This is a genomic window from Brevibacillus laterosporus LMG 15441 (assembly GCF_000219535.2).
GTDB lineage: Bacteria > Bacillota > Bacilli > Brevibacillales > Brevibacillaceae > Brevibacillus_B > Brevibacillus_B halotolerans.
On the sequence record NZ_CP007806.1, the window covers coordinates 3,219,534 to 3,236,524 of the forward strand.

A 16,991-nucleotide genomic window follows, 5' to 3' on the forward strand; every position below is an offset into this window, starting at 1 on the left:
TTTTATCGCGTAAGCCAAGCGAACCACTCTCTTTTGTGTCCCGCCTTATCGTATGGGATAAACGAGTCTGTCTGATTCCAGCTAACATCCATTAACGCTATATCATCACTAAGCGGACTGTCACCCGCTTGAAGAATCATGGACTGTAGCTCGTTGTCTGTCGGGAGCGGATAGCATTTATCTAATGTGGCTAAGCCATCTGTATAGGCTATCATTCGTGTAAAGCGATGTTGTCCAGCTAAACTGGATTGAAATAAATGAGGCTTTCCTCCCACAGGTCCATGTAACGTTGACCAGCGCTCTTGTGTAGTAAATGTTCCTTGTAAGCATTCCGTTATTTCAAGCTCTTGGTTAAATAATCGTAACCGTAAATCCCCCTGCCAAGCGAACAGGATTCTTCCATTAGGAAAGGAATGCGAGGGTAGATCAATACGCCCGCAAATGTACATGGCTTCACTTCCATGTGTCCGCTTCGATTCTAATACATCACGTAGCAAGCCTGTAATACTTGAAGGTATCGGATGATTACCTATGATTCTACTCGTTACAGTGGTTAACGATTGTAGATGTATATCCAACTGTTGTAGAAGGAACTCCTCTCGCTCCTCTTTCTCAAAGAGATCGGAAGCAAGCCAATCTAGTAGCCCGTCCCCTAGCATTTTGGCCGCAAGCTCCCCACAGTAAGAGAGCGATACGCCATCACACAATGCAAATAAAAAAGATTGCTCGTTTCTGGCAAACGTAAGATAATCCTGCCCCTTCTCCTGAGCATGTTGCGTTTCCAAAGCCCGGGCGTACGCATATCTCCAGACAAAATGTTCCTCTTCTCTTGTTACAGACTGTTCTGTGTGTTGATGTATGTTTTTATAACGATAGGCTAATTTCACATTGCATCACCTGTCTTTAACGGACGGGGGTTGCTGCCGACATTTGAAACCCTAAAGACACCAATTCTGGACTGGTAGCCGGAAACATAAGCAAGGCACCCTTTTTTAATTGATACATGGACTCACTCATCATCTCACGATAGCTCTCCGGTAAGACAGAGGACATGGAACGCAGCCTATTGGCATGTTCATCTCTTAAAATTGTATCTGGCATGATTCCGTCCCAGCGCTTCACATCGACAAGCTCTTGATCATGCAGCTCTTCGGAAATAAAAATGTTTTCTACAAGCACATGTCCATCAGGAACAGCCATTTGCATAATTCGTTTGACAATGGGCTCCGGATCTTCACCAGTCGCAGCACCATCTGTCATATGACAGATCAAAGGGGCCGGAGAATCTTGTAGAAACGGGAGCTCTTCTAGCAATAATTTTTCAACTTGTTTAAATGCTTTAGCCATATCTGTCAATCTACGCGGACTTATTTCGGGCAGTTTCCCCAAACGGGCTACCTCATCTATTCCTCGAATTCCATCCAATAAATCATATACTTCATCGCTGTATGCTAAAATTGCGATACGATAGCGTGGGGACATCCGAGTTCCCTTTGTCGAACGAAAAATCATCTGTCGAATGGCAGCAGATAATGCTTCCATCACTATATCAATCCTACGTTTATCTCCCATAGGCAGACACATGGAACCACTCACATCAATCAGGTAAATGATAAGAGCAGGGGTTCGATGTGTCGCTGGTAACTCATAGCTCATAATCGACTCTCCTTATGCTCCTGTTGCAGAGAACCACGGTAGAAGCGCTTGACTTTAAGCCACCGTGATCTTATTTGGAATATGAAGTGTTTTATGTGTTCCCTTCTTTCAACACTTCCCGAGGAGATCCCCCCTTTGATCATTACTTATACTACTTTCCAAGCGGCTCTGATTGCTACTACAGGACGATAAGCATTCGCTCAGCTAAAATGCCTGCGTAACCTTACTGGTGTAATAAAGATCAAAAACTCGCCTTCCTCCCTAGCAGAACAATCGCTTTAGGACCTCGGAATTTTTTCACTTACTTTAACCAATCCAGATACAGAAGGCTGAACCTGATCATCTTCATTTGTATCCTCGCTATATCCATCATGTATAGAAGTATCAAGAAATTGTATATTTTCACGGACAAATTGAAAACGTGCCATTGGCAGCTCTTCTGTGCTGCCCAATGTAGCTAAATGACGTTGCATATCCTGCTGTGGAAAAAAGCGTGAAGAGCTTGTTAATCCCAGTACAGCTCCCTGCTCTCTCAATTGATGTCGAACCTGCTCTATTGTCATCGTTAACCGCTCTGCACTTTCTCTATCAACTTGTTGAAAGCGTTCCGCAGATTCGACGAGACGCTTAGCTAAATCGTTGGAGTGTGCTTGCAGTTGCTCCATGAGGGCACGGACAGCACGCCAATTATCCTCTAGCTGTGTGTGTTGCCCAATTTCCCAGCTTAGACTTTCCATTGCATGATGCAAACGTCCTTCTATTTCATTCCACTCCTGTGCAGCTCGTTTGTATTCGTGACCCAATTCTTGCAACAGATGCGGATGTACTAGTATTCGCGACATCTCTTATCCCCTCTGATTTACTCATACTCGTTCTAACAGGTAGTACGAAATTTCATTACTCTTGACCTTGGAAATGAATCATGATGCTCACTTAAACAAGATTTCTGGAACAAATTCAGGGATTTTCCCTATCTTTTTAGATTTACAGAACCAGGAACTTCATACTAGAGTAATTGGTCCTGTTTTTTTCGTTACGTATAGGTATATAGATACAAAAAAAGTCTTTTTCACTGAAAAAGACTCCCTATCATTTTTTGTCTATGATGAAAATTACAGAGTAAAGGCAGCTAGAAGTCCAAATATAAACAAGGGTATATTATAATGAAGAAATGTAGGTACGCATGTATCCCAGATATGATGATGTTGCCCATCTGCATTCAATCCTGAGGTAGGCCCTAGCGTGCTATCGGAAGCTGGAGATCCTGCATCCCCCAAAGCTCCGGCTGTACCAATTAACGCCGCTGTCGCAAGTACAGAGAAGCCCAGTCCAGCACAAAGCGGTACAAAGATAGCAGTAATGATTGGGACCGTACCAAATGAAGAACCTATTCCTATGGTGATCACTAAACCGATCAATAGCATAATCACACTAGCTAAAAAACGATTTTGACCGAAATATTCCACTCCAGAAGCTACTAGCTGCTGAACAGCTCCTGTCTCTTTCAACACAGTAGCATAACCAGAGGCAAGGAGGATAACAAAAGCGATAAATCCCATCATAGCAACACCGCGCTGCACCACCTCGTCCCCCAAATTCCACGGCACCACTCGGAAAATAAATAAACAAACAATTCCTGTAAGCGAACCAATAATGAGTGATTTCGTCAATAATTGCACGGTTAATGCTAAGAGAATGGCTACGAGGGTGAATGCATGTCGTTTGGTAAAACGTAATTCTTTCTTCTCGTTATCCTGGTCAGTATCTGTAGCGATAATTTGGTATGTTCTGGGTTTACGATAGCTAATGAATAGTGCCACCAATAACCCTACGATCATACCAATCCCTGGAATAAGCATTGCTTTTGGAAAATCGGTTACTGCAATTGACATCCCAGCCTTCCCCATTTCAGATACAACAATCTGATGATAGATCAGCCCAAAGCCCGCCGGAAGCATAATATAGGGTGCTTGCAAGCCGAATGTTAACGCACAAGCAACAGCACGACGATCAATTTGCATTTTAGTAAACAAGCTCAGCAAGGGTGGGATTAAAATAGGTATAAAGGCAATATGCACAGGTACTGCATTTTGCGACAAACAAGCTGCTGTAGCAATGGACATCAGTAAAATACCACGTTTTCCACGCAATACCACCAATAATTTTTTTACTAATAAGGCTGTAATATCAGACTTAGCGATCATCACAGCAAACATCCCAAGTAAAATATAACTGAGCGCTGTTTCTAACTGTCCGCTCATCCCCTGCACCATCATCTGGATGGTGTCAGTTATGGAACCACCGGCAACCAGCCCTGCGGTGATGGAAGCGGCGATCAAGCCAAAAATGACATTTAATCGCAACAGCGACAGTATAACAATTACGATCACCGAAAGTATAACTCCATTAAATAATAGCATAACGTTCACCTACGCTTTAGTATATTAGCTAACTAAAGTTATAACATAGTAAAGTGTTTGTGACAAGCGCTTTTGTAGCTCGAAATACAGCGCATCTCCTTCTCAACATCATTGCAGGTACCTGAGTAAAACGCCGAATTTTTTCACAATGATCAAAACGAACAGGATCAATCATTGAATTGTATTCTTTATAGACAAACGTTCCATTTGAGTATATGATGGCAGTAACGATAACAACTGCAAAACGCTTCGGGGAGCTGGAATTGGCCGGCTGAGAGTGTATTCCTTATAATACTGACCCATAACCTGATCTGGATAATGCCAGCGTAGGGAAGTAAGCTTCTGATATCTTCTTACATGAACGCTTCCAAGACAGGTTGCGTTTTTTTGTTGTCTACCAAACAACATGGAGGTTTCGGGATTTATGAGAACTAGTAAACGCTTACCTGCTACATTACTTTCTGGATTGCTCGTGCTCGCTCTATCAGCTTGCGGACAATCTGCTACACCGGATACACCAAGCGACAAAAAGACACCTGAAGCAGCCCCTGCCAAAACCCAAAGTAAGGTCGTCCTTGACTGGACACCTAATACCAATCACACCGGATTATATGTCGCTCTTGAAAAAGGCTACTACGCCGAGCAAGGGCTGGATATAGAGATCGTTCAGCCTGGCATGAACGGAGCTGATACCATGGTGGCCACCGGTGAAATTCCATTTGGAGTAAGCTATCAGGAGGGTGTCACGCAAGCACGAACTCAAAATGTCCCTATCGTATCGCTTGCCGCTGTCATTCAGCATAATACTTCTGGTTTTGCTTCACCAGTAAGCAAGAAGATTTTGTCTCCCAAAGATTTTGAAGGAAAAACCTACGGAGGCTATGGGGCTCCAAGTGAAAAAGCGGTTTTACAATCTCTGATGAGCTTAGAAAAAGCTGATATCAATAAGCTAAACATGATTAATGTAGGTGAAGCAGATTACTTTACTGCTGTAAAACGCGATATTGACTTCGCTTGGATTTTTTACGCGTGGACGGGCATTGAGGCAGAGCTGCGAAACGAGCCAATTAACATGATATACGTTAATAAATATTCGGATAAACTAGATTATTATACCCCTGTTCTCATTACGAATGAAAAAATGATTCAAGAAAAGCCAGAGATTGTTAAAGCCTTCATGGCAGCAACCTCCAAGGGATATCAATATGCTGGTAAGCATCCGGAAGAAGCGGCTAGCATCCTCCTTAAGCATGTTCCCGATTTGGATGAAAAATTGGTAAAAGCGAGCCAAAAATGGTTAAGTCCACGTTATCAGGATGATGCACCGCGTTGGGGAGAACAAAAACGCGATGTTTGGCAAGGCTACTCCGACTGGATGGTGGAACATCAGTTATTAGAAAAACCACTGGATGTCGACAAAGCATTTACCAACGACTTTTTACCGAAATCATAAACGCGGCATATCACATAGAGGAGCGATTACAGATGGCAAATGCCTTAGTTAGCATTCAAATTATCCCTACCACCCCTCAAGGTGAGGGAGTCATTCCCTTTGTAGACAAAGCAATTGAAGTCATTTCGCAATCAGGAGTAAAATATTTCGTTAGCCCGTTAGAGACCACGATGGAAGGCGAGTTGGAAGAACTGCTTGCTATCGTAAAAAAGATGAGTGATGTAATGGTTGAGGCTGGTTGCCCGTCCGTAATCTCCCAAATCAAAATTTATCACCGTGCTGATGGGTTAGCTTCGATGGATGCATTGACGGAGAAATATCGTCCATGAATAACAATCGTCGTCTATATAAAACAGGATGGCCGCCCGTTCTCGCGGTCTTCCTGTTTCTCTTTATATGGCAGCTTGCGACTTTTATCTGGAAACCCGAAGCGTGGTTTTTACCAAGTCCCCTTGCTATTTTCCAAGAAGGCTGGAATCAAGCGCCGCATCTTACACAACACCTATGGGCTACTTTACAAATCACCCTATTAGGCTTTGCAATTGGGAGTACAACGGGTCTTATTCTTGCCTTTTTATTACATGTAACTCCGCCTGTGAAGGCCGCCTTGTATCCATTACTCATCCTAAGCCAAAACATACCGACCATTATTTTAGCTCCTCTCTTGATGATCTGGTTTGGCTTTGGGTTATTGCCAAAAATGATTTTGATTACGCTGGTCTGCTTTTTTCCCGTCACTTTATCTACCATGACGGGACTGGCGCAAACCGATCCTCAAATCAAACGATATATGCTAATGCTTGGAGCAACTCGCCAACAAATTTTCTGGAAGCTAGAGTTACCTCATTCGCTTGCCTCCATGTTTTCTGGACTAAAAATCTCGGCAACCTACAGTGTGATGGGAGCCGTCATTGCTGAATGGTTAGGGTCGCAAAAAGGGTTAGGCGTCTACATGCTTATGGCAAAGGCTTCCTTTCGTGCTGATCGGGTTTTTGTCACGATGTTTCTTATTGTAATTGTCAGTTGCTTACTATTTGGCTTGATTCGTCTTTTAGAACGCTGGGCGTTCCGATGGCAATCGAATAAGCGAGACTAGCCAGTAGCTACAATATAAGGTCAATAAAAAAGGGAGTGAGCAAGAGTGAGTAATGGAATTCAAACATCTCATACTATGAGGTTGACTACAGAAAGTAATCTAGCGTCTACTTCAATAACAACATCTACGTCTTCTCCCCCCTCTGCACTTGTCGTTGAACAAGTTTCCCAATCCTTTACAGAGTCGGGGGTCACTATTGATGTACTTCAGCAAATATCTTTAGAAGTAAAAAAAGGAGAGTTTGTTTCCTTAATCGGACCATCTGGAAGCGGAAAAAGCACGCTATTTCATATCATTGGCGGTCTTATATCACCAATACACGGGAGCATTACGATTGAAGGCAAACAGGCCACGGGCAAAACAGGTCATATTAGCTATATGCCGCAATCCTCTAGCTTACTTCCCTGGCTCACAATAGAGGAAAATGTGGGATTAGCCTTAGAAATAGAGGGTGTGCCTCGTAAAGAAACGCTAAAGCTGGCTCGGGAATGGCTCCCGCGGGTTGGTTTAGGCGGATATGAAAAAGCGTATCCCCACATGCTTTCAGGGGGAATGCAGCAAAGAGTCGCTTTCTTGCGCGCCTTGTTAAGCAGACAAGAACTCATCTGCTTGGACGAACCCTTTGGGGCCTTGGATGCACTTAGCCGTACTGACATGCAGAATTGGTTGTTATCCATTTGGGAAAAGCATAAACGCTCCGTTCTTTTAATAACACATAGCATTGATGAAGCTATCTTTTTATCCGATAGAATCTATGTGCTCACAGCAAAACCAGCTCGAATTGCTGCCACAATTTCTGTACCATTTGAACGACCGCGTCAGGAAAAAATGCTGCTATCTTCAGAGTTTCTCCTTGTGAAGGAACAAATCTTGACGTTGCTACGTCACTCATAGGCAAGCATAGATTAGCGTCAAAATAAAACTCGGCTCTAGGAACGCACATCTGCGATAAGCCGAGTTTTATTTTTTGACAGACCCCTTTAGTCTTTTTGTTTTCTCAGCGGAATGAATCTTCCTTTTTCCTTCATCCACGCTTCATATTTATATGCCTTTTGCAATGCTTCCTCCTCTGCTGTAATCCGCACGCTTAATATGATGGCCTGAGCAACTGTAAAGATTACTGCTGTTTTCCAAGCACCAAATGTAACGGGAAGCATTCCTACCTCGATTAATACGACCAGATAGTTTGGATGCCGGATGTAACGATACGGGCCATGTACCACTGGCTTTTTACCTTCTAATACAAAGATTCTTGTATTCCAAAAATACCCCAAGCTTCGCATGCTCCAGATTCTTAATAGCTGAGCGAGACAAAATATGCAAAACGGCCAAAAATAAAACGGGATTGAAACAGTGGATACATGAAGCAGTACCTCGCCAATCAAGCTGACAAAAAAAACAGCATGTAAGCTCACGATCCACTTGTAATGTCCGGCAGCTACCTCATAACCCCCCGCTTGCTTTATATACCGCGCATTTCTTCTTGCTATTACCAGCTCAATACAGCGTTGGTAAATCACGATCATAATCACCAGCAAAAAAATAGCTACCATTCCAGCAACACCTGCTCACAAGAAAACCCCGGCCCAAGGGCTAAAAGCAATCCGATTTCCCCTGGCTGATGTTCTTCTCTCAGCTCTCTTTCTAGTACAAAGAGGACGGTACAAGAAGACATATTCCCATGATCTCGTAGTACCTCTTTGGCATGGCGCAATCTATCTGATGGTACTTGCAAAGCCTGCTCGTAGGCTTGCAGAATCTTACTTCCCCCTGGATGAGCGATTATGCGATCAACGCTACAATAATCCCTTCCTTCTCTTTTCAGGAAGCTCTCCATCTCTGGCTTCATTTTATCTTTTATGAGTGTCGGAATGTCTTTAGAGAAGACTACCCGCAAGCCTTCTTCCCTTACATCCCATCCCATAACATCAACCGTATCACGCCAGATCGTTGAATGTGTTGACAAGATAGCAGGCACATGATCAGATACTGCTTGTTTATCTCCATAGAGCAATACAGCAGCAGCCCCATCAGCAAATAAACTGGTAGCGATTAGATTACTTTTACTTCGATCCCCATGTACAAAGGTTAAACCGCACAGCTCAACGCAACAGACAAGTACACGTTCCGATGGGTGTGCCTTCGCAAACGCGAAACCTCTGGCTAATCCGGCTGCTCCTCCTGCACATCCCAGTCCCCATACAGGGGTTCTTTTCAAATTGGAGCGAAACGGTAAGCGATTGAATAGAAGAGCATCTAAGCTCGGAGTAGCGATCCCAGTGGAGCTGACCATAATCACATGATCAATCGCCTCTGCTGTAACACCTGCCCTTTCCAAACACTGCTCAATTGCACGTACACTTAATTCTAGTGCCTGCTGCACGTATAATTGATTTTTTTCTGCCCAGTCATGGGGCTTTTCAAACCATTCTAGCGGAGTTGAGAAGCTTCTATTTTCAATTTCTGCTGATTCAAATACTTGTAACAGACGTTCGATATCAGAAAAATGCGGTTGAAAGAACCGACGCGAGAATTCCTTGCTTTCTTGCTTCGTAATAGTATAATGTGGATTTGCTGTGCCGATTGAGACAATTCGCGGCATCATTTCTCCTACTTTCCGTTGTTTTCCTTTTATTCTTTCCCAAAGACTTTCCCTTATGTAAATAAAGTGGTAACATCAGGAAAAATGGGTCTAAACAATTCGTAATAGTATAAACCTTCGAACAAAAAAGTGGGAATTATCAATAAAAACAGATTTTATTCACAAAACGGTAACATTATTAAAAAATTTAACACGTATGCTTTTTTCAATGTGTGATAAATTAATTGAATAAGAAAATCTATCGCAAGGAGTCTACCTACCTTATGAAACAAAAGCAATTATCAATGAAAGAAACAGTGACAATTGGATTAATGCTGTTTGCTCTCTTTTTTGGAGCCGGCAATATGATATTTCCTCCTTTATTAGGACAAAACGCTGGGACAAGCGTATGGATAGGTATTTTAGGATTTGTTTTAACTGGAGTAGGTCTTCCGATCCTAGCAGTTGCTGCCACTGCAACAACATTAGGTGATTTAAAAGTTATTGCAGGTCGAGTACATCCGCTATTCGGCATTATTTTTCCCACACTCATTTATCTAGCTATTGGCCCATTTTTCGGAATTCCACGAACGGCTAGCGTTGCCTATGAGATTGGTCTTAGTCCTTTGTTGTCAGAATCTATTAAAGGAAGCAGTCTACCTTTGCTTGTCTATTCGATTGTCTATATGTCGATTACGTTCTGGTTATGTCTAAATCCTACAAAGTTGGTCGATCGCATCGGAAAAGTTTTAACACCCACATTATTGCTAATTATCGCAATATTGTTTGTTCGGAGCATTTTTAAGCCATTAGGGGACTTTACAGCACCTTCAGAAGCCTATATGAACAATGCATTTTTTAAAGGATTCCTCGAAGGATATCTAACTATGGATACGTTGGGTGCTTTAGTTTTCGGAATTGTCGTGATTTCTTCTATACAAAATCGAGGAGTTACAGATAAAAAGAGCATTACCATGGCTACAGTGAAAGCAGGTTCCATTGCTGGAATTGCTCTAGCCCTTGTATATATGTCTTTAGCTTATCTAGGAGCTGGCAGCTCTTCTATAGTAGGCACCTCAACAAATGGTGGCCAAATTTTAACTGCGGTTGTATCCTATTTGTTTGGTCAAGGAGGCGTTATATTACTCGGTACCGCTATTACCTTAGCATGCTTAACAACTTCAATTGGACTTATTACAGCGTGCGGTCAATTTTTCTCCAACCTTATTCCTGCCCTAAGCTATAAGGTTTCGATCAGCATTTTGTCTGTATTTAGCTTAATTGTTGCTAACTTGGGTTTGAATCAAATCATTTCCTTCTCTGTACCTGTATTGGCTGGACTATATCCAATTGCAATCGTACTGATCCTTTTATCTTTGATTCACAAACATATAAAAGGCTTTAAAGAAGTATATATATATAGTGTCGTGTTCGCTGGAATCATTAGTCTAGTGGATTGTTTGCATGCCTTTGGCTTTGCTTTAGGCAAGATTACCGTATGGCTACAAATTCTTCCGTTATATTCAGTTGGTATCGGCTGGGTTATTCCCGCCATCATTGGTGCGATTATTGGTTTTGTCGTAGGTTCATTGAAATCTCAAGATCGTGTGAATCCCTCTACTCAAACCGATTAATCTACTTTGTTTCTTTCCATTCGTATTGTCGCGATCGTGATGGAACCAATCCGTCTTCGCTTCTCATATACTAAGTAAAAAAGACAGGGATAGGCTCACAGCCCCCTGTCTTTTTCTATTATTTTGCCGGCATGATACGCTCAATAGCTTTACTAAAATCTTCCCATGTAAGTAATCTTAAATCCTCTTTCGTCCAATCTGATTTCTCTGCTGCTGCTAACCGTAGGGCCTGCTCCTGCATTGCTTCTTGAACCAAATTTTTAGCAAATCGCCCGTTTCCTTTAATTCTTCCCTGTTCACTCCACGTCCCTAGCTGCTCTGCTAAACACTCTTGTGTATCATCCGTTACCTCATAGCTATTGTCCTGAATAAATTGTGTAATAATGGATAAAAGCTCGGAGGCTGTATAATCCGGGAATCGGAAATATTTTTTAAAACGTGAGGAAAGACCTGGATTGCTATCAATAAACTTTTGCATATCGTAGGGATAACCTGCTAGGACAACTACTAAATTTTCTCCGTGCTTACTTATCTCTTCGACCAACGTATTGATTGCCTCGTGTCCATAGTCATTTTCACTAGTAGACATCAACGCATAGGCTTCATCAATAAATAAGACACCGCCTAAGGCCTCTTTCATTTTTCGCTTCGTCTTACTTGCTGTCTGCCCTACGTAGTTTGCCACAAGATCAGCGCGACCAACTGTTACGAGATGCCCTCGCTTGAGATAGCCTACTTCTTGTAATATTTGTGCATATAATTGAGCTACCGTCGTTTTTCCTGTTCCCGGGTTACCCGTAAACACTGCATGCAATTCAACAGGAACAGCCGGCAACCCATTTTTTTGACGCGAACGCTGAATAGACACAAACGCAGCGACCTTGGTTAATTCAGCTTTCATTTCTGCAAGCCCTATCATTTGCTCCAAGCGTTGCTTTGCCGAAAGAGTGTTGATTTGTACCTCTTTACCAGATAAATGGGCTTCTACATCTGCTGGTGTAAGGATTGTGAAATCTGGTATCTTCATTGCTTCTGTATCGCCTACATGGCTTCCTTTAGCAAAGATAGCATCTAAAATAATATTTTTGGCTGTTCGAGCATTCCCAAAGGTTTCATCAACCCTCTCTCGCTCTAAGCGCTGCTGAATCGAGATCTTTGTATCAGGACGAAGAATGAAATCATTACGCTCCGCCACTTGCTCAGCTACTTGTAATAACTCATCTGTCGTAAAGTCAGGCAGTGTAAAGTGATTGCTTTCCGGGAAACGACTGCGTAAACCAGGGTTTGCCCGCAGGAAGTTTCGCATCTCTTCAGGATAGCCTGCTAATATTACTACGAACCTGCCGCTATATTCACCGCTTGTCATTGCAGAAACAAGGGTATCAATCACAACCTGTCCATAATCACTATCGCTGGACTCCGCCCGTTTCAAGCTGTAGGCTTCATCAATAAACAAAACACCGCCCACCGCTTTCTTAATCACTTCCATCGTTCTTTGCTCTGATTGACCTACATACGCTCCCACTAGCTGAGAACGATCGACTTCTATCACTTCTGCTCGTTCTAATAAGCCTAATTCATGATATAGAGTGGCTAACAGGCGAGCTAATGTCGTTTTCCCCGTACCGGGATTCCCCATTAATACAGCGTGCAATTCTATCGGATCGGCCAACTCCCAGCCCTTTTCCGTACGAATACGCTGGTACTGTAAAAATTGTGCAAGTTGCTTTACCCTTTTTTTCATGTCGGCTAAACCAACTAATTGATCAATTTGTTCCATTGCCGGAAGTTCATCCTGTAAGTCTGCTTCTGCTTGTGTAGGAGTTAGTTGTTCGCGAATAGATTGCTCAATCTCCTGCAAATTTTTATTAGCTTGCTGAAGTCGAGCCAACAATTCGGAAGAGTAAAATAATCCTTGTACCGAGTCGGCATACTTCTGTGCCTCCTTATGTAACAGGATTAATGCTTCCTCTAGCTCTAAGGTACCCTCACGCAGAGACTTATATTTTTGCTGAAGGAGGGTATTCGCCGAAAGCTGAGCGGCTTGTGTTCCTGCTTGTAAGATATCCTCCCAATTAACCAAATCGTCAAGACGCTCTTGAATCTGTGAAACGAATTGAGCTGTTACTTTCTTGCGCGTAGCTGCATTGTCAGTTTCACGCATAGCAGGAAATTGAGCTGTTTCTTTTGAGGATTGCAATAAAGAATGCAGATACATGTCTGCTTGCAAAGAAGCGGCTTGCTTACTATCTGGGTCCAATTTTCTCGCTTTTTTTAACCATTCCTCCACCAGCGAAATTTGCTGGGTCTTCCTCCAACGTATCTGTGCAAGGATAGTAAGGACTGTTGCTTCAGCTTGATCAAGCTCAGCCTGTTCTACTCCGACCATCTGTTTTTGCTCTATCTGTTCGTCAGAATCCTGGGTAAGAATATGTAGGAGTTGCTCGCGTTTTTCTTCTATATATTGCAAGGCCACAATAGCCTCTACTTCTGTTACATGCAAATTTCCATTTGTTTTTTGCCATTCTTTGATTTTATCTAGTACTGTTTGCTCTTCTCTTCTATTCATTGTTATGTTGTCCTCCGTTATCTGCTCCCTTTCCTTGTTGTATCACTTTTTTAACTAAAAAGAAAGAGGATAACCCAATCAGCTCATTATATCTATGGATTTTGCTTCCATCTATTTAAAAATAGATACCTTCCTCACAGCAAAAAACCCGGCTCATCCTTCATTCCGGGTCTTGTTGCTATACAAGACATAACTTGCTCTGCAAGAAACAAGCAATCGCTATTTAGCTCCTGCTTGTTTGTCCATACGCGAAATGTCGCATGACCTATTATAGTTGCAAATGTCCCATTTCGATATCAGACTCCATATGCGCTAGTGCTGCAGGGAATACGTCCTGTTCAGATTCAGCATATATCTTAAATGAGCTGACAATCTTTTCTCCGCTGCACACCTGTACGTTATATTGAGAATCTCCATCGTAGGTTGTTGCAAATCGATACTCTCTTCCGTTTACATTCAAATTTTTTTCCACGATAATCACCTCATCCTTAGTTTGTCCAGCTTTAAAAAAAGCATTACGATCAATCCTTATCTTTGCTCTGGTTACCTAAAGAAATGAGTTCCATTCTCCATTCTCCATTCCCCCGGAAATAAGCCATTTCACTCATGGAAAAGATAAAAGCCGCTGTCCACGTGCTTGGACAACGGCTCTTTCTTGGCTTCCTATCTCTACCCTGTTTTTATACCATGGAAAAATCCATGATATTGGTTCGTTGCGTTAGTTCTTTTCCTGATGGCAAAGTAACGTACATAAGACCTTGACTCTCTTCTTCATTCGTCCAGGTAAAATCAAACGTTACACTTTTTTTCTCAAACGCCTGCTCTTCCTCAAATTCCTCCAGGATTAAGCGCAATGTTTCAGGATGCAAAGGTACAGAAATGGATTCCCCCGACTGACTCGGAATCGATAGATATTTTAACGCATCTTCAAAATACATGACTGTATCAAGCAACAATGATAACTGTTGCCAGTTCAATTCACTTGTAAACCGCTCGAATGGTTTTAACATTTCCCCGTCATCCCTTCAATGATGTTCCTGTATAAGGATTTCTCTTGGTGCTTACTCTTAGTTGGATGAAAAATTCTCGTTTTTATTGCTGATTCGAAGTTATAAATCGGTTTCCGATTCTTTATCATCATGGGATGGAATCGTGGCTTCTAACAAAATCTGGTTAAAAGCCTCATCAACTATTAGTCGTCCAATTCCACCTTGCTCCGTTATTGGCACTTGATCGGCTTCTACCGTTATCAACTCTCCACGCTTTGTCACCACAATCCACTTAGGAGAATGAGGCTCCTCCAGCAAAATCGCTTTGATCTGATGCGGATTCGTTTTTCTTTTACGGATCAGAAGTAAGCCTTTCCCAGCTCGACCCTGTAGAGGAATATGAGCAATGGAAGTACGTTTCACTACTCCTTCTGTAGTTAACGCTCGCAATACTCGATTATCTTCTATATCCGTAGCCAGCAGGTCAATTAATAGGTCTTCTTTTGCCAAATTAATTGCTTTGACACCACTGGAAGCTCGGCCTGTCGGCGATACCTCCGTTTGCAAAAAGCGGATTACCATTCCATCCTGCGTGACACCAACAAATGCTCCCTCGTCATCAATCAAATGAACATGATTCACTTCATCTTCACTGTTCTTTAATTTAATAGCAACGACCGCACCTGATCGATTGGTTTCATACTCTTTTAGCGCTGTCTTTTTAAGTAAGCCGCTCTTGGTTGAATGGCAGACATATAATGGCTTGTCAAAGCTATCGACAATATGTACAGCAACGATTCTTTGGCCCTTTTCAAGAGAAAGCACATTTACAAGTGCTGTCCCGATATCCTTCCATTTCGCGTCCGGAATATCATTTACCAGCATAGCAAAATATTTGCCATCCTGTGTAAAGAATAGTGCTGTATGGGATGTATTGGTTTCACAGAAGGTCCTTACCTTATCCCCTTCCTTTACCCCGCAGGTTTCAATCGAACCACCCATTGATTTAAAGGAACGTGGGCTAACTCGCTTCACATAGCCTTGATGAGTTAACGTCACAATACAGTCCTCTACCTGAATTTGCATGGATAAATCGAGTTTAATTTCCTCAATTTCACCCTGAATTTCAGTCATACGCGGCTCACTATATTTTTTCTTGATTTCACTTAGCTCAGCAACCAGAACTGAAATTAGCTTTTTCTCACTACCTAGAATAGCCTTAAGCTCCTCTATTTCCTTGGCAAGCACCTGTAGCTCCTTCTCAAGCTTCACAATATCAATTCGTGTTAAAGAAGCAAGCTGAATACTTAAAATAGCGTCTGCTTGCAGCTCAGTAAAACCAAACTTAGCAATAATATTCCCTTTGGCATCCGCACGGTCCTCAGAATCCATAATCGTATCCACGATCTGTCTAAGAATGGACTTAGCATGAATCAAGCCCTCAACAATATGCTTTCGATTTTCTTTACGGTCCAGATCAAATTGAGAGCGACGAGTCACCATCTCTTTTTGATGTGAAATGTAGGCATCCAGTAAGTGCTTGAGTCCCATCTGCTTGATGGTGCCCTCATGGATGGCATTCATATTGTAGTTGTAGAAAATCTGTAAATCCGTATTTTTATATAAATAATGGAGGATCGCTTGGGCGTCAGCTTCTTTTTTCAGATCGATAACAACACGGACTTTTTTGAGCTCGGCTTCCTTACGCCCGGTCTCGTCTCGAACAGCTAATGCACCTTCAATCTTACGCTCCATAACCAGCTCATCGATTTGAGCGACTAGCTTTGATTTCACCACATCATATGGGATTTCACTAATCACAATGCGCTTATGCTTGTTCCCTTTTGCCTCTTCGATATCAGCTCGTCCACGAATAATAAACTGGCCTCTACCTGTTTCGAATGCCTTTTTAATGCCAGATACCCCTTGAACAATCCCTCTGTTAGAGAAATCTGGACCCTTCACAAACTCCATGAGCTCATCAGTCGTAATGGACGGTTTACGCATCATGGCAATTGTAGCGTCAATGACTTCTCCAAGATTATGTGTAGGAATGTCGGTAGCAAAGCCTACAGCGATACCAGACGCTCCATTTACCAGCAAATTCGGGAACCGTGCTGGTAAAACAGCAGGCTGCACTGTGGAATTATCATAGTTCGGGATAAAAGGTACAGTATCCTTTTCAATATCTCGCAATAACTCATTAGCCAGTGCAGATAAGCGAGCCTCCGTATATCGCATAGCAGCTGGAGGATCGGCATCAAGGCTACCGAAGTTACCTTGACCCTGAATTAACACATGGCGCATCTTCCACCATTGTGCCATCCGTACCATTGTCTCATAAATGGAGGCATCCCCATGCGGATGGTACGTTCCCATTACGGAACCAACTGTTTTTGCTGATTTCCGATAAGGCTTATCAAAGGTGTTATTCTCTTCGTACATCGAATATAAAATCCGGCGTTGTACCGGCTTTAAGCCATCGCGAGCATCCGGAATAGCACGTGAGAGGATAACTAGATTAGCATAATCCCCAAAACGTTTTCCCATGATCTCTGCAAAGCTTTGTTCAATTAAACGATTAGAAAACATG

At 42.5% G+C, this 16,991-nt stretch carries 15 protein-coding genes and 1 riboswitch; of the genes, 5 read left to right on the top strand and 10 right to left on the bottom strand.

The annotated features are described in order from the left end of the window. Positions 1-2 precede the first annotated feature (2 nt). The 4 genes from BRLA_RS13785 to BRLA_RS13800 form a co-directional block, all read right to left on the bottom strand. Positions 3-887, bottom strand: coding sequence for a hypothetical protein (locus BRLA_RS13785; RefSeq protein ID WP_003335999.1), 885 nt, complete (start codon positions 885-887; stop codon positions 3-5). Positions 888-903: 16 nt separating this feature from the next. After that, entirely contained in the window at positions 904-1,656 is a 753-nt protein-coding gene (locus BRLA_RS13790; protein WP_003335998.1) for a vWA domain-containing protein, read from the bottom strand. A 278-nt stretch (positions 1,657-1,934) separates the two neighbouring features. Then, on the bottom strand, positions 1,935-2,498 hold the full coding sequence (locus BRLA_RS13795; RefSeq protein WP_003335997.1) for a type VII secretion target: 564 nt from the start codon (positions 2,496-2,498) through the stop codon (positions 1,935-1,937). A 270-nt stretch (positions 2,499-2,768) separates the two neighbouring features. Then, entirely contained in the window at positions 2,769-4,076 is a 1,308-nt protein-coding gene (locus BRLA_RS13800; RefSeq protein WP_003335996.1) for a Na+/H+ antiporter family protein, read from the bottom strand. 241 nt (positions 4,077-4,317) lie between these two features. Next, positions 4,318-4,428, top strand: a riboswitch (TPP riboswitch). Between the two features lie 72 nt (positions 4,429-4,500). Between BRLA_RS13800 and BRLA_RS13805 the strand changes: the two genes are divergently transcribed. From BRLA_RS13805 to BRLA_RS13820, 4 genes are read left to right on the top strand one after another with little or no spacing between them, the layout of a single operon-like run. Continuing rightward, positions 4,501-5,529, top strand: a complete 1,029-nt coding sequence (locus tag BRLA_RS13805) for an ABC transporter substrate-binding protein (RefSeq protein WP_003335995.1) — start codon at positions 4,501-4,503, stop codon at positions 5,527-5,529. 32 nt (positions 5,530-5,561) lie between these two features. Continuing rightward, positions 5,562-5,858: an MTH1187 family thiamine-binding protein gene (locus tag BRLA_RS13810; protein ID WP_003335994.1), complete on the top strand. Its 297-nt coding sequence runs from the start codon at positions 5,562-5,564 to the stop codon at positions 5,856-5,858. After that, on the top strand, positions 5,855-6,625 hold the full coding sequence (locus tag BRLA_RS13815; RefSeq protein WP_003335993.1) for an ABC transporter permease: 771 nt from the start codon (positions 5,855-5,857) through the stop codon (positions 6,623-6,625). The genes BRLA_RS13810 and BRLA_RS13815 overlap by 4 nt, the downstream gene beginning before the upstream one ends. 45 nt (positions 6,626-6,670) lie before the next feature. Then, complete coding sequence (locus tag BRLA_RS13820) at positions 6,671-7,519, top strand: ABC transporter ATP-binding protein (protein ID WP_003335992.1); 849 nt, start codon at positions 6,671-6,673, stop codon at positions 7,517-7,519. 86 nt (positions 7,520-7,605) lie between these two features. Here BRLA_RS13820 and BRLA_RS13825 read toward each other — a convergent pair whose 3' ends face one another. Together BRLA_RS13825 and BRLA_RS13830 are read right to left on the bottom strand one after the other, a co-directional pair. Further along, complete coding sequence (locus BRLA_RS13825) at positions 7,606-8,178, bottom strand: isoprenylcysteine carboxyl methyltransferase family protein (RefSeq protein ID WP_003335991.1); 573 nt, start codon at positions 8,176-8,178, stop codon at positions 7,606-7,608. Beyond that, a complete protein-coding gene (locus BRLA_RS13830; RefSeq protein ID WP_003335989.1) occupies positions 8,172-9,227 on the bottom strand; it encodes a type III polyketide synthase in 1,056 nt (351 codons plus the stop codon). Before BRLA_RS13830 ends, BRLA_RS13825 begins: the two co-directional genes overlap by 7 nt. A 263-nt stretch (positions 9,228-9,490) precedes the next feature. Here BRLA_RS13830 and brnQ point away from each other — a divergent pair, with 263 nt between their 5' ends. Then, positions 9,491-10,840, top strand: coding sequence for a branched-chain amino acid transport system II carrier protein (gene brnQ, locus BRLA_RS13835; RefSeq protein WP_003335988.1), 1,350 nt, complete (start codon positions 9,491-9,493; stop codon positions 10,838-10,840). Between the two features lie 118 nt (positions 10,841-10,958). Here the strand turns inward: brnQ and BRLA_RS13840 are convergent, their stop codons facing one another. The 4 genes from BRLA_RS13840 to parC form a co-directional block, all read right to left on the bottom strand. Further along, positions 10,959-13,409, bottom strand: a complete 2,451-nt coding sequence (locus BRLA_RS13840) for an AAA family ATPase (RefSeq protein WP_003335987.1) — start codon at positions 13,407-13,409, stop codon at positions 10,959-10,961. 268 nt (positions 13,410-13,677) lie between these two features. Continuing rightward, positions 13,678-13,881: a hypothetical protein gene (locus tag BRLA_RS13845; RefSeq protein ID WP_041752217.1), complete on the bottom strand. Its 204-nt coding sequence runs from the start codon at positions 13,879-13,881 to the stop codon at positions 13,678-13,680. Positions 13,882-14,089: 208 nt separating this feature from the next. Next, a complete protein-coding gene (locus BRLA_RS13850; protein WP_003335984.1) occupies positions 14,090-14,419 on the bottom strand; it encodes a hypothetical protein in 330 nt (109 codons plus the stop codon). 99 nt (positions 14,420-14,518) lie between these two features. Further along, entirely contained in the window at positions 14,519-16,990 is a 2,472-nt protein-coding gene (parC, locus tag BRLA_RS13855; RefSeq protein ID WP_003335983.1) for a DNA topoisomerase IV subunit A, read from the bottom strand. Position 16,991 lies beyond the last annotated feature (1 nt).